23 protein-coding genes are annotated in these 21,857 nt (G+C 58.1%); 17 read left to right on the top strand and 6 right to left on the bottom strand.

Annotation, left to right across the window (positions count from 1 at the left end):
- The first annotated feature begins 167 nt into the window (after nt 1–167).
- On the top strand, nt 168–1,721 hold the full coding sequence (locus AC2CHD_RS13145) for a helicase HerA-like C-terminal domain-containing protein (RefSeq protein ID WP_484554039.1): 1,554 nt from the start codon (nt 168–170) through the stop codon (nt 1,719–1,721).
- A gap of 42 nt (nt 1,722–1,763) precedes the next feature.
- On the opposite strand, the gene AC2CHD_RS13150 is transcribed toward AC2CHD_RS13145, so the two are convergent.
- Nucleotides 1,764–2,510, bottom strand: coding sequence for a L,D-transpeptidase (locus AC2CHD_RS13150; RefSeq protein WP_484554040.1), 747 nt, complete (start codon nt 2,508–2,510; stop codon nt 1,764–1,766).
- A gap of 242 nt (nt 2,511–2,752) precedes the next feature.
- The gene (locus AC2CHD_RS13155) at nt 2,753–3,409 is read right to left on the bottom strand and encodes a haloacid dehalogenase type II (protein ID WP_484554041.1); all 657 of its coding nucleotides are present in this window, start codon (nt 3,407–3,409) and stop codon (nt 2,753–2,755) included.
- Nucleotides 3,410–3,603: 194 nt separating this feature from the next.
- Here AC2CHD_RS13155 and AC2CHD_RS13160 point away from each other — a divergent pair, with 194 nt between their 5' ends.
- From AC2CHD_RS13160 to AC2CHD_RS13175, 4 genes are all read left to right on the top strand, one after another.
- A complete protein-coding gene (locus AC2CHD_RS13160) occupies nt 3,604–4,482 on the top strand; it encodes a branched-chain amino acid aminotransferase (RefSeq protein ID WP_229447503.1) in 879 nt (292 codons plus the stop codon).
- A 102-nt stretch (nt 4,483–4,584) separates the two neighbouring features.
- Complete coding sequence (locus AC2CHD_RS13165) at nt 4,585–5,184, top strand: superoxide dismutase (RefSeq protein WP_229447502.1); 600 nt, start codon at nt 4,585–4,587, stop codon at nt 5,182–5,184.
- Nucleotides 5,185–5,363: 179 nt separating this feature from the next.
- Nucleotides 5,364–5,813 (top strand): c-type cytochrome, encoded by a 450-nt coding sequence (locus AC2CHD_RS13170; RefSeq protein ID WP_484554042.1) that lies wholly within the window; start codon nt 5,364–5,366, stop codon nt 5,811–5,813.
- 21 nt (nt 5,814–5,834) lie between these two features.
- Nucleotides 5,835–6,767 carry a cytochrome c gene (locus tag AC2CHD_RS13175; protein ID WP_484554043.1) on the top strand — a complete coding sequence of 311 codons (933 nt, stop codon included), beginning with the start codon at nt 5,835–5,837 and terminating at the stop codon, nt 6,765–6,767.
- Here the strand turns inward: AC2CHD_RS13175 and AC2CHD_RS13180 are convergent.
- A complete protein-coding gene (locus AC2CHD_RS13180) occupies nt 6,742–8,850 on the bottom strand; it encodes a S9 family peptidase (RefSeq protein ID WP_484554044.1) in 2,109 nt (702 codons plus the stop codon). The two genes, AC2CHD_RS13175 and AC2CHD_RS13180, sit on opposite strands and share 26 nt — an antisense overlap.
- A 315-nt stretch (nt 8,851–9,165) precedes the next feature.
- Here AC2CHD_RS13180 and AC2CHD_RS13185 point away from each other — a divergent pair, with 315 nt between their 5' ends.
- The 8 genes from AC2CHD_RS13185 to AC2CHD_RS13220 all read left to right on the top strand — a co-directional run bounded on the left by AC2CHD_RS13185 (nt 9,166) and on the right by AC2CHD_RS13220 (nt 15,908).
- Nucleotides 9,166–11,511, top strand: coding sequence for a putative monovalent cation/H+ antiporter subunit A (locus AC2CHD_RS13185; RefSeq protein ID WP_484554045.1), 2,346 nt, complete (start codon nt 9,166–9,168; stop codon nt 11,509–11,511).
- A 1-nt stretch (nt 11,512) separates the two neighbouring features.
- Nucleotides 11,513–11,932 (top strand): Na+/H+ antiporter subunit B, encoded by a 420-nt coding sequence (locus tag AC2CHD_RS13190; protein ID WP_229447497.1) that lies wholly within the window; start codon nt 11,513–11,515, stop codon nt 11,930–11,932.
- Nucleotides 11,932–12,309, top strand: a complete 378-nt coding sequence (locus tag AC2CHD_RS13195) for a Na+/H+ antiporter subunit C (RefSeq protein ID WP_484554046.1) — start codon at nt 11,932–11,934, stop codon at nt 12,307–12,309. The genes AC2CHD_RS13190 and AC2CHD_RS13195 overlap by 1 nt, the downstream gene beginning before the upstream one ends.
- A 7-nt stretch (nt 12,310–12,316) precedes the next feature.
- The gene (locus AC2CHD_RS13200) at nt 12,317–13,873 is read left to right on the top strand and encodes a Na+/H+ antiporter subunit D (protein WP_484554047.1); all 1,557 of its coding nucleotides are present in this window, start codon (nt 12,317–12,319) and stop codon (nt 13,871–13,873) included.
- Entirely contained in the window at nt 13,870–14,343 is a 474-nt protein-coding gene (locus tag AC2CHD_RS13205; protein ID WP_229447494.1) for a Na+/H+ antiporter subunit E, read from the top strand. The genes AC2CHD_RS13200 and AC2CHD_RS13205 overlap by 4 nt, the downstream gene beginning before the upstream one ends.
- Nucleotides 14,340–14,675 carry a cation:proton antiporter gene (locus tag AC2CHD_RS13210; RefSeq protein WP_229447493.1) on the top strand — a complete coding sequence of 112 codons (336 nt, stop codon included), beginning with the start codon at nt 14,340–14,342 and terminating at the stop codon, nt 14,673–14,675. The genes AC2CHD_RS13205 and AC2CHD_RS13210 overlap by 4 nt, the downstream gene beginning before the upstream one ends.
- Complete coding sequence (gene mnhG, locus AC2CHD_RS13215; RefSeq protein ID WP_484554048.1) at nt 14,672–15,058, top strand: monovalent cation/H(+) antiporter subunit G; 387 nt, start codon at nt 14,672–14,674, stop codon at nt 15,056–15,058. The genes AC2CHD_RS13210 and mnhG overlap by 4 nt, the downstream gene beginning before the upstream one ends.
- 430 nt (nt 15,059–15,488) lie before the next feature.
- Complete coding sequence (locus AC2CHD_RS13220) at nt 15,489–15,908, top strand: Ros/MucR family transcriptional regulator (RefSeq protein WP_229447491.1); 420 nt, start codon at nt 15,489–15,491, stop codon at nt 15,906–15,908.
- An 85-nt stretch (nt 15,909–15,993) separates the two neighbouring features.
- Here AC2CHD_RS13220 and AC2CHD_RS13225 read toward each other — a convergent pair whose 3' ends face one another.
- On the bottom strand, nt 15,994–16,329 hold the full coding sequence (locus AC2CHD_RS13225; RefSeq protein WP_484554049.1) for a cytoplasmic protein: 336 nt from the start codon (nt 16,327–16,329) through the stop codon (nt 15,994–15,996).
- A 276-nt stretch (nt 16,330–16,605) separates the two neighbouring features.
- On the opposite strand from AC2CHD_RS13225, the gene AC2CHD_RS13230 reads away from it, so the two are divergent.
- Entirely contained in the window at nt 16,606–16,959 is a 354-nt protein-coding gene (locus tag AC2CHD_RS13230; protein ID WP_229447489.1) for a helix-turn-helix domain-containing protein, read from the top strand.
- Nucleotide 16,960: 1 nt separating this feature from the next.
- Nucleotides 16,961–17,785 carry a DUF6456 domain-containing protein gene (locus tag AC2CHD_RS13235; protein ID WP_484554050.1) on the top strand — a complete coding sequence of 275 codons (825 nt, stop codon included), beginning with the start codon at nt 16,961–16,963 and terminating at the stop codon, nt 17,783–17,785.
- A 30-nt stretch (nt 17,786–17,815) separates the two neighbouring features.
- On the opposite strand, the gene AC2CHD_RS13240 is transcribed toward AC2CHD_RS13235, so the two are convergent.
- The gene (locus AC2CHD_RS13240) at nt 17,816–18,244 is read right to left on the bottom strand and encodes a SufE family protein (protein ID WP_229447487.1); all 429 of its coding nucleotides are present in this window, start codon (nt 18,242–18,244) and stop codon (nt 17,816–17,818) included.
- Nucleotides 18,245–18,313: 69 nt separating this feature from the next.
- Complete coding sequence (locus tag AC2CHD_RS13245) at nt 18,314–18,721, bottom strand: DUF5330 domain-containing protein (protein WP_484554051.1); 408 nt, start codon at nt 18,719–18,721, stop codon at nt 18,314–18,316.
- A gap of 477 nt (nt 18,722–19,198) precedes the next feature.
- Between AC2CHD_RS13245 and AC2CHD_RS13250 the strand changes: the two genes are divergently transcribed.
- Both AC2CHD_RS13250 and AC2CHD_RS13255 read left to right on the top strand, forming a co-directional pair.
- Nucleotides 19,199–20,908 carry a sensor histidine kinase gene (locus AC2CHD_RS13250; protein ID WP_484554052.1) on the top strand — a complete coding sequence of 570 codons (1,710 nt, stop codon included), beginning with the start codon at nt 19,199–19,201 and terminating at the stop codon, nt 20,906–20,908.
- On the top strand, nt 20,883–21,824 hold the full coding sequence (locus AC2CHD_RS13255) for a peptidoglycan-binding domain-containing protein (protein ID WP_484554053.1): 942 nt from the start codon (nt 20,883–20,885) through the stop codon (nt 21,822–21,824). Before AC2CHD_RS13250 ends, AC2CHD_RS13255 begins: the two co-directional genes overlap by 26 nt.
- The last annotated feature ends 33 nt before the right edge of the window (nt 21,825–21,857 follow it).

Raw genomic sequence — 21,857 nt, forward strand, 5'->3', positions numbered from 1 at the left:
GACGCCATACGAGACGCCGCAATGCACAATAGGCCGAATAGCCGGCTAGCGTTGCAGGAAAGCCGCGCTTTACTTCACGCACACAACGGCGTTGAGACTTTTTGCTAGGCTGACTATACCGGAGAACCACAAAATTCAGCGGGACCGGCGAGCGAGGCAGACTGCAAATGGCGGAAGACAGCATTTTTCTGGGGGCCAGCCGGCATCCCGACGACAGCTATCAGAAGGCCGAAAGCCTGCTGCTGAAATATGCCAACCGGCATGGCCTCGTTACCGGCGCGACCGGCACCGGCAAGACGGTCACCCTCCAGATTTTAACGGAAGGCTTCTCCAATGCGGGCGTTCCGGTCTTCTGCGCGGATGTGAAGGGGGATCTCTCCGGCATTGCGATGATGGGTGAGGAAAAGGATTTCCTCACCAAGCGCGCCGATACGATCAAGCTCGATCCCTATGAGTTTCAGGAGTTCCCGGTCATCTTCTGGGACCTTTTCGGGGAGAAGGGACACCCGATCCGCACCACGATTTCGGAGATGGGGCCTCTGCTTCTGTCACGGTTGATGAATTTGACCGATGCGCAGGAAGGCGTCTTGAACATCGCTTTCCGGATTGCAGACGAGGAAGGTCTTCTGCTTCTGGACATGAAGGATCTGCAGGCGCTTCTCGTTCATGTCGCCGACCGCGCCGACGAGATCGGCGCGCGTTACGGCAATGTGTCAAAACAGTCGGTGGGGGCAATCCAGCGGACATTGCTGGTGCTGGAACAGCAGGGCGCAAACTTCTTCTTCGGCGAGCCGGCCTTGAAGATCAGTGACATCATGCGCACCACCCCGGATGGTCGCGGTGCCATCAATGTGCTGGCTGCCGACAAGCTGATGATGAACCCGCGCCTTTATGCCACCTTCCTGCTGTGGCTGCTGTCAGAGCTTTTTGAAGAATTGCCGGAAGTGGGCGATCCGGACCGCCCACGGCTCGTGTTCTTCTTCGATGAGGCGCATCTGCTTTTCGACGAAGCGCCGAAAATCCTGGTCGACCGCGTGGAGCAGGTGGTGCGGCTCATTCGATCAAAGGGTGTCGGCGTGTACTTCGTCACGCAGAACCCTCTGGATGTGCCTGAAACCGTGTTGAGCCAGCTTGGCAATCGTATCCAGCACGCGCTGCGCGCCTATACGCCGCGCGAACAGAAGGCGGTGAAGACAGCCGCTGACACGTTCAGGCCCAATCCCGAATTCGACTGCTTTGAAGCAATTACCAAGCTCGGGGTAGGCGAGGCGCTGGTGTCCACGCTGGAGGCAAAAGGTGTTCCGGCGATGGTGCAGCGGACGCTGATTCGTCCACCGGCATCCAGACTGGGCCCAATTACCGATGCTGAACGCGACCAGCTGCTGAAAGCCAGCCCGGTGTTCGGGCAGTATGATGAGAGCGTCGATCGCGAATCAGCCTTCGAAATCCTGCAAAAAAAGGCAGAGGCCAAGGCCGAAGCCGAGGCGCAGGAGGCGGAAGAGGCAGGGGCGGCGGAAGAGCGCTCTCGCTGGTCGCTTCCCGATTTCGGCAGCGGTGGAGCCACCACCACCACGAAACGCAAAACCACCACAAGGCGGCGCACATCCAACCGGCAATCGGTCAGCGAAGCTGCGCTGAAATCCGTGGTACGGTCTGTAGGGACATCGCTCGGCCGGGCCTTGGTGCGCGGCATTCTGGGGAGTTTGAAAAAGGGGCGCTGAAAGCGCCCCTTTTTCACTTTTGATCCTGACGGAAACGCAGGTCTAGACGCTGCGCAGACCGGAGGTCACGAGGATCGGCGAACCGTCCGGAACGCGATTATAGAGATCAATCACGTCCTGATTGATCATGCGAACGCAACCCGAAGAAACAGATTTGCCGATCGTCCACCATTCCGGCGAACCGTGGACACGATAGAGCGTGTCCTTGCCATTCTCGAAAATATAGAGTGCGCGCGCGCCTAACGGATTGGCAACGCCCGGCTGCATGCCGCCGACCCATTTGTCGTTGGCCTTGTCGTATTCCGAGCGATATTTTTCGAGCTCGGGACGACGATCGATCATTTCCGCCGGCGGGAACCAGCGTGGCCATTGCTGTTTGTACTTGATTTCCGCGCGGCCTGCCCATTCGAAGCCGGCGCGGCCAAGACCAACGCCATAGCGCATGGCGCGACCGCGCTCACGCACGAGATAGAGAAAATGATTGGCCGTATCGACCACGATGGTGCCGGGACGCTCACCCGTCGGGTCGGCGACTTCCTGACGATAGTAGCGCGGATTGATCTTTTCGATCGGCACAGCGGGAATGTCGTATCCGGCGTCCGTGACCGCCCCGTAAATGGAGCTGTACTGCATCGGACCGGGTTCAGGCTCGGGGCGAGGCGCTATGGTGGGCGTATCGCCGGAGCTGCTGACACATGCGGACAGACCTAGCGACGCGGCACCAGCGGCGCTGATGGACAAAAAGCGGCGCCGGTTGAGAGATCGTGCGGCAATGGGAGAATTGGACATGGTTTCTTCGTATACTCGCGTTTCGTCAGGACCGGTGAGTGCGAACATCCGTGATGGATGCTTGCCTCCCTTTTGGGGGGTAACCCCAAGCTTCCCTCCCTGGGTTCCGAAAAAATATCGGAGTGTGCTTGATAGACCGAGTACACTCGACTTGAAGGCGAAAAATGCCGCACCCACACAAGTTATCGTGAATGTGTGTTATAGATGCATCATAATCGTCAGGTGTCAGGCGCGCCCAGCCGCTATGCGATCAGCCCCTCAAGTGAGGGTAGAATGAGATCGGGCGGGAAGTCTTCATATTCGTCGGGCTGGTCGGTACGGTTGAGCCAAACGGTGCGAAACCCGAATTGCCGCGCTCCGGCGATATCCCAACGGTTCGAGGATTGAAAGGATACGGTTTCCGGGTAAAGCCGCCAGGCGTTGGTCACCATCTCATAAACGCTTTGATCGGTCTTGAAACGGCGAACGGACTCCACCGAGAAGACTTCATCCAGAACGGAATCGAGGGCTGACGAACGGATGGCCGATTCGAGCATCGCCGGGGAACCGTTTGACAGAATGGCGAGCCGTGCCCCACCTGCCTTGAGCGCCTTAAGCACGGCTGGCACTTCCTCGTAGCAATCCAGTTGCCAGTAGGCGTCGAGCAGGTCCTGCCGCAGTCGCCGATCGACCGAGGGAATCTTTGCGAACGCATAATCGAGCGCCCGCTCTGTCATGGTCCAGAAATCCTGATACTGGTCCATAAGTGTGAATACCCAGGAATACTCAAGCTGCTTTGCCCGCCATAATTCCGAAAAACGCTGTCCTTCGGGCCCGATCTCGCCGGCGTGACGGCGCACAGCCGCATGCACATCGAACAGCGTACCATATGCATCGAAGACGAAAGCTGCGTGCCGCATGAAAACTCCTTGTTTGTATCGTCCACTTGACCGCACCAGCAGACGGCGGTCAAGAAACGCCCTCTGGCCTTATCGATAGCGATGCAGGAACGATTGACGAAATCCGACAAAGCCATTTCGATGCGTGGCATAAAGAATTGAAGAATTGCATCTCTGCCGAGATACGCAAGAAATCACAGGAAGGGAAACACAGCATGACCGTGGTGAGCGAAGTCCAATCGACGACCTGGACCTATGTTGACGGCGATTGGCATGAGGGAAACGTACCGCTCATCGGCCCGCGCAGTCATGCCATGTGGCTGGGCTCCACCGTGTTCGATGGCGCCCGCTGGTTCGAGAATGTCGCCCCCGATCTTGATCTTCACGCCAAGCGTGTCAACGCGTCGGCGGCCAATCTTGGTCTCACACCCAAGGTTTCGGCCGATGAGATCATCGGATTGGCAAAGGATGGTCTGAAAAAGTTCGACGGCAAAACGGCCGTTTATATCCGGCCCATGTATTGGGGCGAACACGGGGGCTATATGGGCGTTCCCGCTGACCCGGATTCGAGCCGCTTCTGCCTCTGTCTTTATGAAGCTCCGATGCTGGAGCCGACCGGATTCTCGGTGACCGTCTCACCGTTCCGCCGTCCGACCTTCGAAACCGCGCCGACAAATGCAAAGGCCGGATGCCTCTATCCCAACAATGGCCGGGCAATCATGGAGGCGCGCAGCCGCGGTTATGACAATGCCCTGGTTCTCGACATGCTCGGCAATGTGGCCGAAACCGGGAGCTCCAACATCTTCATGGTGAAGGACGGGGTGGTTTTCACACCGGCACCGAACGGCACTTTCCTTTCAGGTATCACTCGTAGTCGTGTCATCACGCTTCTGCGGGAAGCTGGCGTCGAGGTGGTCGAGAAAACATTGTCGGTGAAGGATTTTCTGGACGCGGACGAGGTGTTTTCGTCGGGCAATCATTCAAAGATCGTGCCGGTCAGCAAGGTCGAAGACCAGAATTATCAGGCTGGCCCTGTGGCCAAAAAGGCGCGTGAGCTCTATTGGGAATGGGCCCATTCCGGGTTGCCCGTCTGATACACCGGGAACAATCGGGAGCGATGGGTATTGTGTCATCAGAGGCGCAACCCCATCTGCGTCCTGCAGAATTCAACCACCTGTACGAGGGAGTTTACCACCATGGCTTTTGAACTGCCGGATCTGCCTTATGATTACGAGGCGCTGCAGCCCTTCATGTCGAAGGAGACGCTGGAATACCACCACGACAAGCACCACAAGGCCTATGTCGACAATGGTAACAAGCTTGCGGCAGAAGCAGGCATGGACGGCCTTTCCCTCGAAGAGGTCGTCAAGCAGTCTCACGGCAAGAATGCCGGGCTCTTCAACAATGCAGCCCAGCACTACAACCATGTCCATTTCTGGAAATGGATGAAAAAGGGCGGCGGCGGCACGAACCTGCCAGGCGCGCTTTCCAAGGCGATCGACAGCGATCTTGGCGGCTATGACAAGTTTCGCGCTGATTTCATCAACGCCGGCACGACGCAGTTTGGTTCCGGCTGGGCATGGCTCGCCGTCAAGAACGGCAAGCTTGAGATCATGAAGACCCCGAACGGTGAAAACCCGCTCATCCATGACGCCAAGCCAATCCTGGGTGTGGATGTTTGGGAGCACTCCTACTACATCGACTATCGCAATGCGCGCCCGAAATATCTCGAAGCGTTCGTCGATAGCCTGATCAACTGGGATTACGTGCTGGAGCTTTACGAGCAGGCCTCGTAACAGCGTTTGGCGATTTCACAATCAATACAGTTTCGGACTGTATCAAAGGCCCGGTCAAAACGCCGGGCCTTTTTTGATTCTGTTGGGCCATCACGAAACCGTGAGCGCACTTTCCGGAATAAATGCGGGTCCCGGGCGTTGATCGGGGTATTGTTTGGACAAATCAACGGAGGGTTCTCATGAAAAAAATTGCGCTTGCCGTGACAGCACTTTGTTTATCCATCTCCGGCGTTGCCGCTGCTGACGATCCCATTGCCGTGCGCAAGGCGATCATGCAGGCGAATGCCGCCTCCGCGGGGCTCGCGGGCGCGATGATGAAGGGGGAGTTGGAGTACAATCCCGCGATCGCCAAGGCCGCTATCCTGACCTTGAGCGCGAGTGCGAAATCATTCGGTGAATTCTTCCCTGAAGGTTCGGGAGATGGTGATACGACGGCAGCTCCCGCAATCTGGGATGACGCCGAGGGCTTTCAGGCCGCTCTCGACAAATATATGTCTGATACGGCAGCTGCCGTCGAGGCTTCCGGCAAGGATGGTCCTGCCGATCTTGCGGCATTCCAGGCGGCGATCGGCCCTGTTTTCGGAAACTGCAAAAGCTGCCATGAAAACTTCCGTGTGCAGAACAATTAACCCGGGATCTTCGGGACTCTCATGAAAAAGACGTTGCTTGCTTCGGCCTTCGTGATCATTGCGGGCGGTGGAGCGGCGTTCTGGTTGCTCAGTGCTCCGACTTCGCTCGAGGCCGGGGCCCTGGGTGCTCTGGAAGAGCCAAGTGCAGAACGTGGCGAACATGTGTTTTGGGCTGGGGGCTGTGCTTCTTGCCACGCGCGCCCCGGGGCTGACGGCGATGCGCGGCTGGAGCTTGCGGGAGGCGTCGAGCTGAAATCCGATTTCGGCACCTTCGTCGCCCCCAACATTTCCCCTCATCCCAAGGACGGTATTGGCGACTGGAGCGAGACAGATTTCGCCAATGCGATGCTGTACGGCGTTTCTCCGCAAGGGGAGCACTATTATCCCGCGTTTCCGTACCCTTCCTATGCGCGGATGACGGCACAGGATGTAAGCGATCTTTTTGCCTTCCTGAAAACGCTGCCGGAAGTGGAGGGCCAGGCGGGAGAACACCAGCTTTCATTCCCGTTCACGATGCGCCGTGGTGTCGGTCTCTGGAAGCTGGCCTTCATGCGTGACGAGCCCGTCATCCCGTTGGCTCCAGCTGCCTCTGAGGCGGAGAAGCGAGGGCGGTATCTCGTTGAAGGGCCTGGCCATTGCGGCGAATGCCACACGCCGCGGAATTTTGCCGGAGGGCAGCTCTACGATCAATGGCTTGCAGGAGCCGTATCAGCCGAAGGCGAGGGGATCGTACCCAACATCACCTCCGGGGAAGGCGGCATCGATTCCTGGTCGGCGGGCGATATCGCCTACTATCTGGAGAGCGGCTTCACGCCGGAGTTCGATTCGGTGGGAGGGGCCATGGTTTCCGTTCAGAAGAACATGGCCCACCTTTCCAAGGAAGACCGAGAAGCGATTGCCGCCTATCTCAAGTCGGTGCCTGCCAGAGCTAACGGCTATCCATCTTCCCGGTGACTTTCAGGACGAAGGCATAGGTCAGCGCCTTTTCCTCCAGCCGTGAAAAACGGCCGGAGGCTCCTGCGTGACCGGCATCGAGATTGGTTTTCAGGAGAACCGGATTGCCGCCCTTTTTCCGATCGCGCAGCCGGGCCACCCATTTCGCGGGTTCCCAATAGGTAACGCGCGGGTCCGTGAGGCCGGCAAGGGCCAGGATGGGTGGGTACTCCTTCGCATCCACATTGTCGTATGGCGAATAGGCCGCAATGGTGTCGTAATCCTCACGCGAGACGATGGGATTGCCCCATTCCGGCCATTCGGGCGGGGTGAGAGGCAATGTGTCGTCGAGCATTGTGTTGAGCACATCGACGAAAGGCACGGCGGCGACGATGCCACCAAAAGCTTCCGGCGCCATGTTGGCAACCGCGCCCATCAACAAGCCACCGGCCGACCCGCCTTCCGCAACGATGCGGTCGTGGCTGGTGTATCCCTCGGCCACGAGGTGACGGGCCGCGGCGATGAAATCGGTGAAGGTGTTGACCTTCTTCTCGCGTTTTCCCTCCTCGTACCAGGCATAACCCTTTTCCTTGCCGCCGCGGATATGGGCGATGGCGTAGACGAAGCCGCGATCGACCAGCGACAGGCAGTTCGTATTGAAGGACGCGGGCATGGCCATGCCGTAGGCCCCGTAACCGTAGAGCAGGCAGGGGGCGGAGCCGTCGAGCGCGATGCCCTTGCGATAGACGAGAGACACCGGCACCAGTTCGCCATCGGGCGCAGGCGCCATCAGACGACGGGTCACATAGTCGTCCGGATTGTGCCCGGAGGGGACCTCCTGCATTTTTAGAAGTGTACGGGTGCGGGTCCGCATGTCGTAGTCAAACACCTGCTCCGGGGTGGTCATCGAGGAATAGGAAAACCGCAGCGTGTCGGTGGCGTATTCGTAGGAGCCCTGAAGCCCGAGCGAATAGGCTTCCTCATCGAAGGCGATGGTGTGCTCGGACCCGTCGTGGCGATCGCGAATAACAAGGCGCGGCAGACCATCCTTGCGTTCGAGGCGTACGAGGTAATCGGCAAAGGCCATGATCGCGAGAATCAGGCGGCCGGGCTCATGGGGGACGAGATCCCGCCAGTTTTCGCGCGCGGGGTTGCTGGCCGGCGCGGTGACAATCTTGAAATCCTTGGCGCCATCCGCATTGGTCAGAATGAAGAAGATATCGCCGCCTTCCTCGAGTTCGTATTGAAGGCCTGTTTCGCGTGGCGCGACCAGGCGTGGCGCGGCATCCGGATCGTTGGCCGGCAGGATGTGGCATTCCGACGTTTCGTGATCGTGGGCGGAAATATAAATCCACTCCTGCGTGCGGCTACCGGACACGCCGACGAAAAACCCTGCATCGGCTTCTTCATAGACGAGACGATCGGAGGCGGGGTCTGCGCCAACACGGTGGAAGAAGACTTTCGAAGGACGATGGTTCTCATCAAGGCGTGTGTAGAAAAAACCGTCGCTTGCCGCATCCCACACGCCACCGCCACCTGTTTCAGCTACGATGTCGGGCAGGTCTTCGCCGGTCATGAGATCGCGAACGCTGATCGTGTAGAGTTCAGATCCCTTGTCGTCGTGGCCCCATAGAAGACGCTTGTGATCGGGTGAATGATCGACCCCGCCGACGCGGAAATAGCTCTTGCCCTCGGCTTCCCGGTCGCCATCCAGCAAGGTCTCTTCCGCTCCGCCACCGCTGGGCAGGCGGAAGAAGCGGGGATATTCGCCGCCGGTTCGGAAGCCGGCCGCATAGGCATAGGGGCCGTCTCTGGAAGGCACAGACGTTTCATCTTCCTTGATGCGGCCACGCATTTCGGCAACGAGTGTCTTCTGCAACTCTTCCGTATCGGCCATGAGTGCTGCCTGATAGGCATTCTCGGCTTCGAGATGGGCGCGGATGTCGTCTGCGAGAAGGCTGGGGTCGCGCAGGACTTCCTGCCAGTTTTCAGCGCGCATCCAGGCATATTCATCCGTGCGCTCGATGCCGTGGCGCGTGTCCTTCACGGGATGAGCACGCGGCGAGGGGGCTTTTGCGTCCATGGCGAACGGTTTGGATGTCATGAGGCTACCTTGTGAATGTCTGCTAGGGGCGAGTGCGGTGGGCCGCCGGAGTTGTTTCCTTCATGTCCCGAGCGAATGGGGCATGGCAATGGCCTATAGTGTTTTTTCCGGCGCTTCCTGGGTTCAAAGCTCACCGAAGAGCGGATTTTGCATCTGAGCAGTCCCGTGGTTTAAGCTGCGTAATCTTCTGTGAATGGCGGCGTTTCATCGCGCTTTGCAGGTCGGTTTACGCCTTGTGGTGCCTGAGGCGAGTGTTTATGTCACCGTAAGATTTAAAAATGTGGCCTGAAACACGATTTCAAGTGGGGAGAGTTCATGACAGCAGACGGCCAGTGGCTGACATTTCTCGCTCTGTTGCTGCCGTTTGCAGCCGCCGCCATAGCACCAGTGCTGACAAAAGCGCTGAAACACAATGCGGCGTGGCTTCTGGCTCTGGCTCCTGCCCTGATCTTTCTTCATTTCAGCGGTTTCGTCGGAAGCATCTCCGAAGGAGAAACACTTTCGGCCGGATATGTCTGGATTCCGAGCCTATCGGTCGACTTTTCCTGGTTTCTCGATGGCCTGTCCGTCACTTTCGCGCTTTTGATTACCGGCATCGGCACGCTGATCGTGCTCTATGCGGGCGGGTATCTGAAGGGACATGAACACCAAGGGCGCTTTTTCTCCTTCATCCTGATGTTCATGGGCTCCATGCTGGGATTGGTGGTGGCTGATTCCTTCCTGACCCTTTTTGTTTTCTGGGAATTGACCTCGATCACATCGTTCCTGCTGATCGGTTTCGATCATTCACGGGAAGCCTCGCGCCGTGCGGCGCTGCAGGCGCTGGTCGTGACCGGGCTTGGCGGGCTTTCGCTTCTCGCCGGCCTTCTGGTAATCTGGAGCGCGACGGGCGTGACCTCCATGTCGGCGCTGCTTGCAAGTGAAAGCGCGCTGCGCGATGCGCCGCTCTACATGGCCGCACTGCTGTTGATCCTTGGCGGGGCGTTTACGAAATCGGCGCAGTTTCCCTTTCATTTCTGGCTGCCGAACGCGATGGAAGCTCCCACTCCTGTTTCGGCCTATCTGCACTCTGCGACGATGGTGAAGGCTGGTGTCTACCTTTTGATGCGGCTTAATCCCGTGCTGGGTGATACGGTGGCATGGGAGACGATCCTGCCCCTCTTTGGCGGTGCAACGCTGCTTGTCGGTACGCTTTTGGCTGTGCGTCAGACGGATCTGAAGCTGATGCTCGCCTACACGACGGTGGCTTCGCTTGGACTGCTCGTTATGCTGACGGGCGTGGGCTCGGAGAAGGCTGTTGAGGCAGCAGTGCTCTATCTGGTGGCGCACTCCATGTTCAAGGGCGCGCTCTTTATGGTCGCAGGACTGGTGGATCACGAAGCCGGCACACGCGACGTCACCAGACTGGGGGGCTTGCGCAAGGCTATGCCCATCACCTTCGTGGCGGCGGTTCTGGCAGCCGCGTCGATGGGTGGTGTCCCTCTGTTTTTCGGTTTTCTTGCGAAAGAAGAGATCTACGCCGGTCTTGGGTTTGCCGGTGGCTGGACCGCGTTTTTGACGCTGGTTGCGCTTATCGGCAACGGATTGATGTTCGCGATCGGTTTTGCTGTCGCGCTTAAACCCTTCCTCGGCGCGAAGGTGGAAACCCCCAAACATGCTCATGAAGGGCCGATCCTGCTTTGGCTTGGGCCGCTCGTTCTTGGCGGTCTCGGGCTCGTGTCTGCGCTGGTTTCAGGCCTCAGCCATCAACTGGTTAGCAGCCCGATGTCGAGTGCAGTGCTTGGCAAGCCTGTAACGGTGACGATTTCGACTGTGCCGCATATCGGCATGCCGCTCGTTCTCTCGGTGGTGACGGTCGCGTTGGGTATCCTGGTGTTCGCCATGCTGGAACGCGGGCGTACCGCCATGGCCGGCATTCTAACCGCCATCGGCTGGGGACCGGATCAGGGCTTCGACCAGGTTATGCGTGGTCTGACAAGGCTTTCGTTCCGGGTGACCAATGTCATTCAGAATGGTCGCCTCGATTACTACATGACAGCAACTTTCGTCGCTGTCGCAGCCGCCGTGTTGATTCCGATGGGCCTTTATGACGAATGGCCCACAGTCCCTCAGTTTCCGCGAATGCCCTTCTATGAATGGACCGTGCTGCTCATTGGCCTGATCGGCCTTGGTGCAGTGATCTATGCGCGCGACCGGCTGACGGCGATTGTTTCCCTCGGTATTCAGGGATTTGCCGTCGCGCTGATATTCATGCTGCTCGGTGCACCGGATCTCTCTTTCACCCAGTTCATGGTCGAGACATTGTCTGTGGTGATCCTGGCCCTTGTCATGACGCGGCTTCGGCTCTCGCCGACGGATCACCGCCCGACAGGCGAAAAGGTGCTTGACGTTGCCGTGGCCGGAACCTGCGGTGCCGCGCTGGGCCTCATGCTGCTGCGGGTGACACAGGTGCCGTTCAACACGGAACTCAGCGAATTCTTCTCCCAATATTCCCGCGTGATCGCGCATGGCCGGAACATCGTGAACGTGATCCTCGTCGATTTCCGCGGAACAGATACGTTGGGTGAAATTGCTGTGGTAATGATCGCCGGGCTGGCCATCTTGGCGTTGGTCCGGATCCGCAGCGTCAAGCCGCTCGCAGAAAACAAAGAGGAGGGGTGATATGCGCACATTGATCTTCCGCACGGTCGCGCCCTATCTCACGAGCCTGATGATCCTGTTTTCCATCTTTGTGCTTTTGCGCGGCCACAACGAACCGGGCGGTGGCTTCATCGGCGGACTGATTGCCGCTTCCGCCTTCGCGATTTACGGCATTGCCTGTGGTGTTTCGCCGGTGCGCCGCGCCCTCTATTTTCATCCGATGGCGATTTCGGGGTTCGGGCTTCTGGTGTCGGCGATTTCGGGCTGGCTGTCCCTGGCCTTCAACGTGCCGTTCATGACGGGCCTGTGGACCAAGGTCAGCGTGCTCGGTGTTCCCGTGGACCTGTCGACCGTGCTGTTCTTTGACATAGGCGTCTATCTTGTCGTTCTCGGGTCGATCACCTCGGTCGCACTTGCCCTTGAAGAAAGGGAGCACGGGTAATGGAAGTCGCTCTCTCCTTTGTGGTCAGCGTGTTCTTCGCTGTCGCAATCTATCTGATGCTGTCGAAGCACATCATTCGTATTCTTCTGGGGGTTTCGATCTTCGGGAATGCGGTGAATCTGTCGATCTTCACGGCCGGCAGACTGATGCGCGAGGTTCCGCCGATCATCCCCGAGGCCTTGCCGACACCGGAGGTGGCGACCGCAAATCCTCTGCCGCAGGCGCTCGTACTGACGGCCATCGTGATCTCGTTCTCGCTCTTCGCTTTCCTCCTGGTGTTGGCGTTCCGCGCCTATCAGGAATTGGGAACCGACGACACGGATGGAATGCGCGTTGCCGAACCCGAGGGCGAACCGATGCCCCCGCTTGGATACTGAGACACCGATGGCCGCTGAAACGATTGATATTTCCAACGCAATGCTGACAGCGCCCACGGCGCTGGGTGACTGGATGCTGGTGGCGCCGGTCGGGTTGCCGATCCTTTTTGGTGCGGTCCTGCTGATGGTGCGCCATGAAACCCGGCTACACGCGGGCATTGCCATTGCGGGGCTTCTTCTGACCCTTGGCGCCAATGCCGCGCTTCTTCTGCAGGTGCTGGCAGACGGTCCGCAGGTGATGACCATGGGGCGCTGGCTGCCGCCCTTCGGCATATCCTTTACCGCGGATGCGCTTGGAGCATCGCTTGCCTTTGTGGCGACGCTGGTTGCTAGTGTCTGTGCTCTCTACGCGATGAAAGACATTGGTGCGACGGGCCGTCGTTATGGCTTTTATCCCTTCCTGATGCTTTTGATGGCGGGCGTGGGAGGCTCGTTTCTGACCGGCGACATTTTCAACCTGTATGTCTGGTTCGAGGTGTTCCTGATTTCGTCCTTCGGTCTTCTGATCCTAGGGTCGACTGATCGCCAGCTCGACGGTGCAACGAAATACGCCATTCTGAATCTGGTCGGCACGACGTTGTTTCTGACCGCGACCGCCTATCTTTACGGCACGTTCGGGACGCTGAACATGGCCGACATCGCGCGCAAGGCGGACGCCATGCGCGAGACCGGCCCGTTGATGACGCTGACCGTGCTTTATCTGCTGGCTTTCGGCATGAAAGCAGCTGCGTTTCCCGTCAATTTCTGGCTGCCGGCCTCATATCACACGCCGCGCATCGTCACGGCGGCGCTGTTTGGCGGTGTGCTGACCAAGGTCGGCGTTTATGCGCTGCTGCGCGTTCTGGTGATGCTGTTTCCTGTTGAGCGGTCAGAGCTTTCAGGTGTCATTGCCTGGGTGGCCGCTGGCACGATGGTGCTCGGGATCATGGGCGCTATCGCACAGTCCGATATTCGCCGCATCCTTGGCTTCGTGGTGATATCCGGTGTGGGGGTGATGCTTGCTGGGCTTGCGCTGGGTACCGAGACCGGGTTGACGGGTACGATCCTCTACGCGTTCCATTCCGTTCTCGCGATGACGGCGCTTTACCTGCTGGCAGGGGTGATCAAGGAGCTTGGCGGAAGCTATTCGCTGCATGAGCTGGGCGGGCTCTATCGGGCCTATCCGGCAATGGGGGCCTTTGCGCTGGTTCTGATGCTTGCCGTGGCGGGACTGCCGCCGGCATCCGGATTGTGGCCGAAAATTATGCTCGTGCGGGCTTCGCTTGACGCAGGTTGGCCCTGGCTTTCCTTCGCCATCTTGTTGACTGGACTTCTCACCACGATCGCGCTTGGGCGGATGTATATACTTGCGATCTGGCGGAACAGGCCGGGCCAAGCTCCTTCCGATGCTGCCACGGGTGCTCCCGGATATGGCTACGGTTCAATGGCCTTGCTGTGTGTCCCGATCATATTGCTCGGCATTTACCCTGAGCCATTTATCCGGGTGGCTGAAGCCGCTGCAAGCGGGCTTCTGGACGCCTCAGCTTATATTGGTGCGGTCTTTCCTGCGGAGGCGGCGCAATGAGACTGTCCCTGATCAATATCATCCTGGCGCTGATCTGGACCGCGGTCAGCGGCTCCTTCACACTGCCGAACTTCATTTTCGGTTTTCTCCTTGGGGCGGCGGCACTTTACCTGATCCGCGAACAGGTGGGGTCCTTGGGATATTTTGCCCGCGCCGTGCGGGTAACTTCGCTCGCGCTTCTGTTCCTCTACGAACTGGTGCTTTCGGCCTGGCGGGTCGCGCTTCTCGTTCTTTCCCCGAAGATGGACCTGAAGCCTGGGATTTTCGCCTATCCGCTCAAGGTGGACCGGGATTTCGAGATCACGCTTTTGGCAAATCTCATCACGTTGACGCCAGGGACCCTCTCTGTCGACGTTTCGGAAGATCGCCGCTTTCTCTATGTCCACGCCATTGACTGTTCTGATCCGGAGGAACTGCAGCGCGACATCGCCGAAGGTTTTGAACGAAAGATTATGGAGGCGTTTCGATGAACGCCAGTGGAGAATTTCTCGTCTTTGCCGAGTTCATAGCGCTCGCCCTGTTGAGCCTGTCTTTCCTGCTTACTGTGGTGCGTGTCCTCGTGGGGCCAAGCCTGCCCGATCGGGTTCTTGCTCTCGACATGTTGGTCACGATCGCGATCGGCTTCATCGCCGTCATAGGCATCCGCACAGGCTTCACGCTTTATCTCGATATTGCCATCGCCCTGGGGCTTGTCGGCTTTCTTGCAACGGTTGCGTTTGCCCGCTTCGTTCTCAGTCGACGTTATGAGCAGGAGTTTGTGAGGCGCGATACGCTCGGCATCTACGGCGACAAGGAGCAATGATGGACGACCTGTTCAACATACTCACGGGCCTTCTCATTATCATTGGCGCGGCGTTCACCCTGATCGCGGCGGTCGGTATTTTGCGACTTCCTGATCTTTATACGCGCATGCATGCTGCCTCGAAGGCAGGGACGCTCGGGTCCGGGCTCATGCTTGTCGCCTTGGCGATATTCGCACAGGATCAGGCGATCGTAACGAGAGCGCTGGCGGCAGTGGTCTTCTTTCTCCTCACCGCTCCGATTTCTGCTCATCTTCTGGCAAAGGCGGCCTATGCTGCCGGCTATAAACTCTGGGGGCGTTCCGTGCACGATGACATGGCATCGCCTGCGAGTGAGGCAGCGGTATCGCTCGACGATGAAAGTATCAAAGAAGATCAAAGATAAGTTCTTCTTATATACTTCGTATAATTCAATGTTCGGTGTGTATTGTTCGATAGGGCGAGGGATCGATGGTAATCCCTTGTAGCAGCTGCATTGGCGGAAATGCGTAAGCATTCGTCCTTTTGTGGGTGCGAAAGCCACGAGGATGAAAATCGATAAGGTCGATTTGCTTAATTGGTGAGTTTAAATTTAAGCAGATCTGATTTTTGGAATGAAATACGATTTTTTGAGATGTGATAAACAATCAGTCTCAGGTTTCTGGTAGTATTAATTTGAGATTGTGAGTTGACCGGTCGAACAAAAAAAACGATATGATTGCTGCCTTCTCGGGAATCGACAAAAAAAAGCCTGCAGAATAGGGATTCCTATAGACACCTCATCACTGGCGGCATGAGGTGGTGGATTTGAATAGACGTTGGGGCAAGGTAACGAAATGAACGAAGATTCTGTAAAAAACGACGATACTCTTATTGAACTGACCGCAGACGTTGTCGCTGCTTACGTCAGCAACAATCCTGTTCCTGCATCCGAACTTTCTAACCTGATTTCAGACGTTCATGCAGCGCTCGGCCGTGTATGCGGCTCTCCAGAAGCACCACCTGCTGAAAAGCAGAAACCGGCTGTGAACCCGAAGCGCTCCGTGCATGACGACTACATTATCTGTCTTGAGGACGGAAAGAAGTTCAAGTCGCTTAAGCGGCACCTGATGACGCATTACGGCATGACGCCGGAACAGTATCGGGAAAAGTGGGGACTGGACGCCAACTACCCGATGGTGGCCCCCAGCTATGCCGTGGCGCGTTCGAAACTGGCAAAGCAAATGGGTTTAGGACGCAAACGCAAGGAAAAATAGTTTAGCCTGGCGCATGGCGCCAACGCTATGTTCCTGTGTTCAAGCGGCGCTTCGTGCGCCGCTTTTTTTGTGAGCTCGACAGTCGTCAGCCTGTACCCGCAGGGGGGCGGTTATTCATAGGGCAGCAAGAAAGACTGGAGCGCGTAGTGATGGACAACCGCTTGAACGCCTGACTGAGGGCGATGTGTCGGTTGAGGTCGTAACTCCAATGGTTCCTGACCCCTTTCAGGCGCTCTCTCTCAATCAACCGCCGCAGGCGACGAAGTATGTTGTTGCGCTCTGGACCTGAGCTTTGCTGCACCTTCTCGAGATCCAGTCCTCCGAGAAGAAAAAGTGCCGCCGTCTGCCTTGCCTCTTCATTGCGCTTCCGCTTGGCTTCGAGAAAGGCGAGGCTCTCCTTCTTTACCGTAGTCATGCTCAATCCTTTTGATGGTGAGCGATGACTATGAGGCAGGCTGGCGCGGCGGGGATAAACCAGAAGAGGAATTCGCGACGGAATTTTGTTTTGGTAGTAATTTCAGAGGTTTATGAAATTTCACCGTTTTATCTGTTCGTAATTTGTTCCCGCCTATGGAGGTGTGGGGTATAAGAATTTATTCCTCTTTCCTGTGAAGGGATAAAGTCTGTGCTTTCAAACGCTGCCAAATCGACGGAACAAGAAGACGGGCGGGTAAAATCGCCTGAGAATCACTCACCGGTGACGCTGCAACGCCGTCTCAGTCCGATTCCTGAAGAACGGATCGGAGAGGTTTGCGAATGCGTTCTCGACATCGTGGCTGCACTGTTCAATGTAAGCGGACGCGAACTGCGTGAAACGCGCCGGTCTTCGACAAGTGTCACACGTGTGCGGCAGATCGGTATGTATGCTGCGCATGTGGTGCTCGGGCTCAATATGAGTGAAGTCGGGCGCGGGTTCGGTCGTGACCGAACCACGGTTCAATACGCATGCCACATTGTTGAGGATATGCGTGACGACGAAGAATTCGATCGGATCGTCCTCATGACCGAGCGCGTTACTGCGGCTGCTTTTCGCAACACGGAGCTGCGCTGATATGGCTGTATACAAGAGCGAATTTCGCCATCTGCGCGAACGATCCCGCTGTCTGCGGTTTCTCCAGAAGGGAGAGGCATGGCTGCAACCCGGCGCAAAGCAGGGAAGCGTGCTTCTCGATGGCGGCGAGCAGGGGACGATCTCCATATCGCTTGAGGTTCTGGAGGCGCTGGACAAGGAGGACCTCGTACGCCTTGGCAAGGACAGGGTGGCGTTGTCGAGTGCGGGTGTCGCCTGTGCGCGGCGAGTGGCAGCAAAGCGGGAACCTTTTACAAGCCAGCATCGCGAGATCGAGCGCAGGGTTTTACAGCAGGGTGCCGAAAAAACGATCCTTACTGCAACGCTGAGCGAATCTCCCTTGGCGCTCCTGGCGAGCCGGCGTATGCGCAATGGCGAACCCTTCTTGACGCGGACTGAATTCGACGCTGGTGAAAAACTGCGCGCCGATTACACGCGCGGTCAGATCATGCCGCGCCTGACTGCCAACTGGATGGCGTGCGTGTCGGGCAAAAAGCGGGGTACCGGCGCCGGGGGCGGTGTTGAACTGACGCAAGCCGCATTGGCCGCGCGTCAACGTGTCGATCGTGCGCTCGAGGCCGTCGGGCCGGAGCTCGCCGGTGTCCTGGTTGATATATGTTGTTTTCTGAAGGGCTTCGAACAGGTGGAATTGGAACGGGGATGGCCCGTCCGTTCGGCAAAGGTGGTGCTTAAGACCGCGCTGGGTGCGCTGGCCCGCCATTATGAGCCTCAGACACGCAGACAAAGCGAAACCGGCAGGCCGATCCTGCATTGGGGTGCACAGGACTATCGTCCGAAAATGGCATGAGCGATGTGCTGATTGCCCGGCAACAGGCAATCAACCTGTTGCCGGGGCCACTTCCGTAGCTTCTTTTTTTATGCGCTGCACCATGGAGCGCAGACCATTGGCGCGCTGTGGTGTGAGATGTTCGTCGAGACCGAGTTTGGCCATCACGTCTTCGGCATCGATGTCGAGAATCTCGCTGGCGCGCCTGCCGGAAAACAGGAGGAGCATGATGGCCACCAGACCGCGGACAATATGCGCGTCCGAATCGCCTTTGAAGGTAAGGACGGGGTCGGTGCCTTCTCCACGCTCGGTATGAAGCCAGACCTGGCTGACACAGCCGCGTACGCGGTGCGCCTCGTCGCGCGCAGCTTCGGGATAGGGAGGCAGGCTGTTGCCAAGGTCGATGATGTAACGGTAACGCTCTTCCCAATCATCGAGGAAGGCGAAATCGTCGTAAAGGGTGTCAATCGTCGTGCTCATTGGGCCGGATATAGTGATTGACCGGCCATTCGTCACGGAAAACCTTTAATTGTCCAGAATGTCGGGGGCTTATTGATCGGCCGGTTGCTCTGGAACACTTCCGGTCGTCAAAGGTGTTTCCGCTCCTGTAGCGGCGGCCTCGGATGGAGCGTCCGTCGGTTCTTCAAGCATTTCGTAGGCAAAGCGGGCGCTTTCACGGGCGCGGGCCCCGATCGTCTGCAGCGCCGCGCGTCCTGTCGCACAGACTTCGGGCTTTCGCTCGCAGATGCCAATCATGTCGGTGATGGCTTCGCGCGCTGCCCCCAATGCCTGCAGCGCACCGACCTGTGGCGTCTCCGCGCTGTCCTGGCCGCCTGTTCCCCCGATAGGCAACAGCAGCAGCACCAGCGAAAGCCAGAAGATCGAGCGAATGATAAAGCCCATGACGTCCAGTCCCGTTCTTGCCCCGAAGGATGTCCCCGGCGAATACAATCCCATGCTTCCGCCAAGAAGCTCTTGAGAATTTTCCTAAAATTGAAGGCAAACTTTTTAAAAGTTCGGAAATGTCTGCCTTTGAGGCAAAGCCGTTTCAAACCCGTAGGAACATGGTTACGTTTTGTTCGCCATCTAATGATCTGAGACAATTGTCTTTTTTCTTCGGCGAGGCCTGTTTCAAAGCTTTTCTGCGTCGCCATTGTGTCGACAACTCTGTTCAGCAGGCGTTAACCATGACGGCATTCACCGGGGTCTGAAGGGCCGATTTCTCTCATTTTTACCCTTGCCACCGGTCCCTGGACGCCTGCGCTTATCCTTTCCTTAAACGCTCGGTGCGAGTCTCGGCAGGAACAAGAACCCGCCGAACGGACAAAGCAAGAGCGCGTCGAGTTGAGTTCACGAGTAGCATCATATCAAGAATGGCTGGCAGCCCTATCAGCCGCTTGCGAAAGGCTGATTCACCCCAGTGTCGAAGAGGGGGTGGAGCGTTCGCGTCAGTTGCGGTTGGCAGTGGTGCTTCTGACAGCGCCTTTCCTCTTTGCGGGAGCGGTCGCTCTGCTTCTGGCCGGCACTTTGGGCTTCGCCCCGACATTGGCGCTCGCGAGCGCTGGCTTCGCCGCAAGTTGGCTTGCTGCCGCTGGCCTGTTTGCAAGTGGGCGTCGGGCATTGATCGAAGTGCTCGCACTGGTTCTTGGTGTGGCTGCCGTCAGCACGGTGACGGTTCTTTCCGGGGGATTTGCGTCTCCGATGACAGCACTGACAGGAGCTCTTGCAGCAGAATGCGTTTGGGTGGCAAGGACACGCCGCGCTGTTTGGACGGGTGCTCTTGCCGGTGGACTCTCGCTCGGACTGACCACGCTCGGCGGGCTTCTGGGCATTTATTTTTCTCCATCGCTGCCGCTGGCTGCGCACTGGCTTATTCCGCTTGCTTATGTGGCGACGCTCGGCATGCGTTTCGGAACCTTGCAAGCTGAGCAAGCGCGCATTTCGGTTCCTTCGAAAGGAGCGGGCATCGAAGCCATGATGAGCGCGCTCGTGCTGCGCCTTGAAGGGACCGGAGATGTGGTGGATGCGTCTGCTCAGGCCGAGCAGGCCTTGAATGTCCGGTCGGATATTCTGTTGGGGAACGGTTTTTTCGAGCGCATTCATGTGGGCGATCGCGTGGCCTATCTGTGCGCGGTTTCCGAGGTGAGTGGTGGAGCAGGCAGACGCACCATCAGCATCCGCCTTCGTATGCCTGCAGAAGAAGAGGCACGCCGTCCAGCCGGTTATCGTCAGTTCGGCGTTGAGCTTCTTAGACTGGAAGACGCAGAGCAGGTCGTGGCAATTGTGCGTGACGAGAGCGACCGGGCCGATCTGGAGCTTGACCTGGCGCGGGCGCGGGAAGAGGCACGTGTCGCCAAGGTCGAAAGCAAACGCATGCTGGCAGCCGTCAGTCATGAGCTGCGGACGCCGCTGAATGCCATTCTCGGATTTTCCGATACGCTTCAGACCGAGATTTTCGGACGCTTCTCCAATGATCGGCAGCGCGAATATGTCCGGCTCATTCACGAGGCCGGCGAACATCTTCTCTCGGTGGTGAATTCGACGCTGGAAATCTCCAAGCTGGAAGCGGGAACCTACACGCTCCACCCGGAGGCGTTCAATTTCTCGGACGCCGTGGATGCCAGTGTAGCCTTCGCACGAGCAGATGCCGCTTCACGTGCGGTGGATGTGGATGTGGCGATCGCGGAGAATGTCGGCGTCGTCTATTGCGACCGGCGTGCGGTGCAGCAGGTGCTGATAAACCTTCTCTCAAACGCCGTGAAATTCTCCCACGCCAACGGCTGCGTGCGGGTGAAGGCAGAGCGGACCGGCAATCGCCTTGACTTCAGTGTAACCGATAATGGTATCGGGATTTCGGCCGATGATCTTGAACGAATCGGCGAGCCTTTTGCGCAGGTTCGGAACGAAGCGACAAGGCATGTTGAGGGAACCGGCCTCGGCCTGGCGCTCGTGAAAGGACTGGTGAGCCTTCAGGGAGGTGGCATGACCATCGACAGCGCGCCGGGTGAGGGGACATGTGTGAGCATTTCGCTGCCAGTGGGTGTGGGCACGGAAAAGGACGAGATTGGCCGAGGTGGCAAACCGGCAACTGACCCGGCAACTGAAAATGAGTGGGGTAATGAAGAATACCGCAAGACGGCCTGAACCGGAGGTCACGTTTGGAACTCTGCTTCGCGCCGGAGCCGCCGGCGTCGGGATGGCGATTGTTCGCAATCCTCTGGCAGTCGGTGGTGCAACGGCCTTTGCTGTCGCATTTTCCTTCGTTTCGGCCAATGCGCTCTGGTATCAGCCCCATTTTCATTCTGGTGCTTTGATCTCGACCCGTGCGCCGGTCTTCACCGAACCACGGAATGTGCCAGCGTCCGACCAACCAGCCATCCTCGAAGAAACCCCGCGCCAGGCACCACGTCAGGTGGCTCCCGATCAGGACACAACCGGGGCGATTCCGGTCGAGCGCCCGGAGGAAGTGGACGGCGGGGATCCGACCATACGTCAGGTGCAGTCGGTGCTCCGGGATCTGGGACTTTATCGCGGTACGATTGATGGTCTTGAGGGCCCCGAAACCCGCACCGCGATCGGAAACTATCGTCGCATTGTGGATCTGGATCCAACGCCCACCGTCGACGAAGCCCTGCTGCGCCAGCTTGGCCTTTCGGTAGCGCCGCAGCCGGCTGACACCACGTCAAATCTGTCGGCAACCCCGGCGACAATCCCGCCTGTCGCACCGACGCCCACACCACGCCCGACCTACCAGCGTTCCGTTTCTGCTCCCCCAAAGGCGGAACCAGAAGCGAGGCCAGTGCCGGTGCCGACGGCGGACGTGCCGCAGGCGCGTGTTCAGACGGCCGCACTGCAAACCACCGAGGCGGACCCCACGATCATGCGTGTGCAGGCCGGTCTGAAAGCGTTTGGCAATGACGGGATCGAGGTGGACGGTCTTCTGGGCCAGAATACCCAGGCCGCCATCCGTGAGTTTCAGAGCCTTTTCGGGCTCCCTGTTACCGGACAGCCGGATCAGGCGCTCCTTGCAAAAATGCGTGAGGTTGGTCTGACCAACTAATGGGGCTGAGACCCTTATGGCAGGTTGATCGTC

The organism is Nitratireductor sp. ATLC21 (genome assembly GCF_057196525.1).

What these genes read in the sequence shown, in the direction of transcription:
- AC2CHD_RS13145 (WP_484554039.1), top strand. Translation starts at nt 168, where the DNA reads ATGGCGGAAGACAGCATTTTTCTGGGGGCCAGCCGGCATCCCGACGAC.
- AC2CHD_RS13150 (WP_484554040.1), bottom strand. Translation starts at nt 2,510, where the DNA reads ATGTCCAATTCTCCCATTGCCGCACGATCTCTCAACCGGCGCCGCTTT.
- AC2CHD_RS13155 (WP_484554041.1), bottom strand. Translation starts at nt 3,409, where the DNA reads ATGCGGCACGCAGCTTTCGTCTTCGATGCATATGGTACGCTGTTCGAT.
- AC2CHD_RS13160 (WP_229447503.1), top strand. Translation starts at nt 3,604, where the DNA reads ATGACCGTGGTGAGCGAAGTCCAATCGACGACCTGGACCTATGTTGAC.
- AC2CHD_RS13165 (WP_229447502.1), top strand. Translation starts at nt 4,585, where the DNA reads ATGGCTTTTGAACTGCCGGATCTGCCTTATGATTACGAGGCGCTGCAG.
- AC2CHD_RS13170 (WP_484554042.1), top strand. Translation starts at nt 5,364, where the DNA reads ATGAAAAAAATTGCGCTTGCCGTGACAGCACTTTGTTTATCCATCTCC.
- AC2CHD_RS13175 (WP_484554043.1), top strand. Translation starts at nt 5,835, where the DNA reads ATGAAAAAGACGTTGCTTGCTTCGGCCTTCGTGATCATTGCGGGCGGT.
- AC2CHD_RS13180 (WP_484554044.1), bottom strand. Translation starts at nt 8,850, where the DNA reads ATGACATCCAAACCGTTCGCCATGGACGCAAAAGCCCCCTCGCCGCGT.
- AC2CHD_RS13185 (WP_484554045.1), top strand. Translation starts at nt 9,166, where the DNA reads ATGACAGCAGACGGCCAGTGGCTGACATTTCTCGCTCTGTTGCTGCCG.
- AC2CHD_RS13190 (WP_229447497.1), top strand. Translation starts at nt 11,513, where the DNA reads ATGCGCACATTGATCTTCCGCACGGTCGCGCCCTATCTCACGAGCCTG.
- AC2CHD_RS13195 (WP_484554046.1), top strand. Translation starts at nt 11,932, where the DNA reads ATGGAAGTCGCTCTCTCCTTTGTGGTCAGCGTGTTCTTCGCTGTCGCA.
- AC2CHD_RS13200 (WP_484554047.1), top strand. Translation starts at nt 12,317, where the DNA reads ATGGCCGCTGAAACGATTGATATTTCCAACGCAATGCTGACAGCGCCC.
- AC2CHD_RS13205 (WP_229447494.1), top strand. Translation starts at nt 13,870, where the DNA reads ATGAGACTGTCCCTGATCAATATCATCCTGGCGCTGATCTGGACCGCG.
- AC2CHD_RS13210 (WP_229447493.1), top strand. Translation starts at nt 14,340, where the DNA reads ATGAACGCCAGTGGAGAATTTCTCGTCTTTGCCGAGTTCATAGCGCTC.
- mnhG (WP_484554048.1), top strand. Translation starts at nt 14,672, where the DNA reads ATGATGGACGACCTGTTCAACATACTCACGGGCCTTCTCATTATCATT.
- AC2CHD_RS13220 (WP_229447491.1), top strand. Translation starts at nt 15,489, where the DNA reads ATGAACGAAGATTCTGTAAAAAACGACGATACTCTTATTGAACTGACC.
- AC2CHD_RS13235 (WP_484554050.1), top strand. Translation starts at nt 16,961, where the DNA reads ATGGCTGTATACAAGAGCGAATTTCGCCATCTGCGCGAACGATCCCGC.
- AC2CHD_RS13240 (WP_229447487.1), bottom strand. Translation starts at nt 18,244, where the DNA reads ATGAGCACGACGATTGACACCCTTTACGACGATTTCGCCTTCCTCGAT.
- AC2CHD_RS13245 (WP_484554051.1), bottom strand. Translation starts at nt 18,721, where the DNA reads ATGGGATTGTATTCGCCGGGGACATCCTTCGGGGCAAGAACGGGACTG.
- AC2CHD_RS13255 (WP_484554053.1), top strand. Translation starts at nt 20,883, where the DNA reads ATGAAGAATACCGCAAGACGGCCTGAACCGGAGGTCACGTTTGGAACT.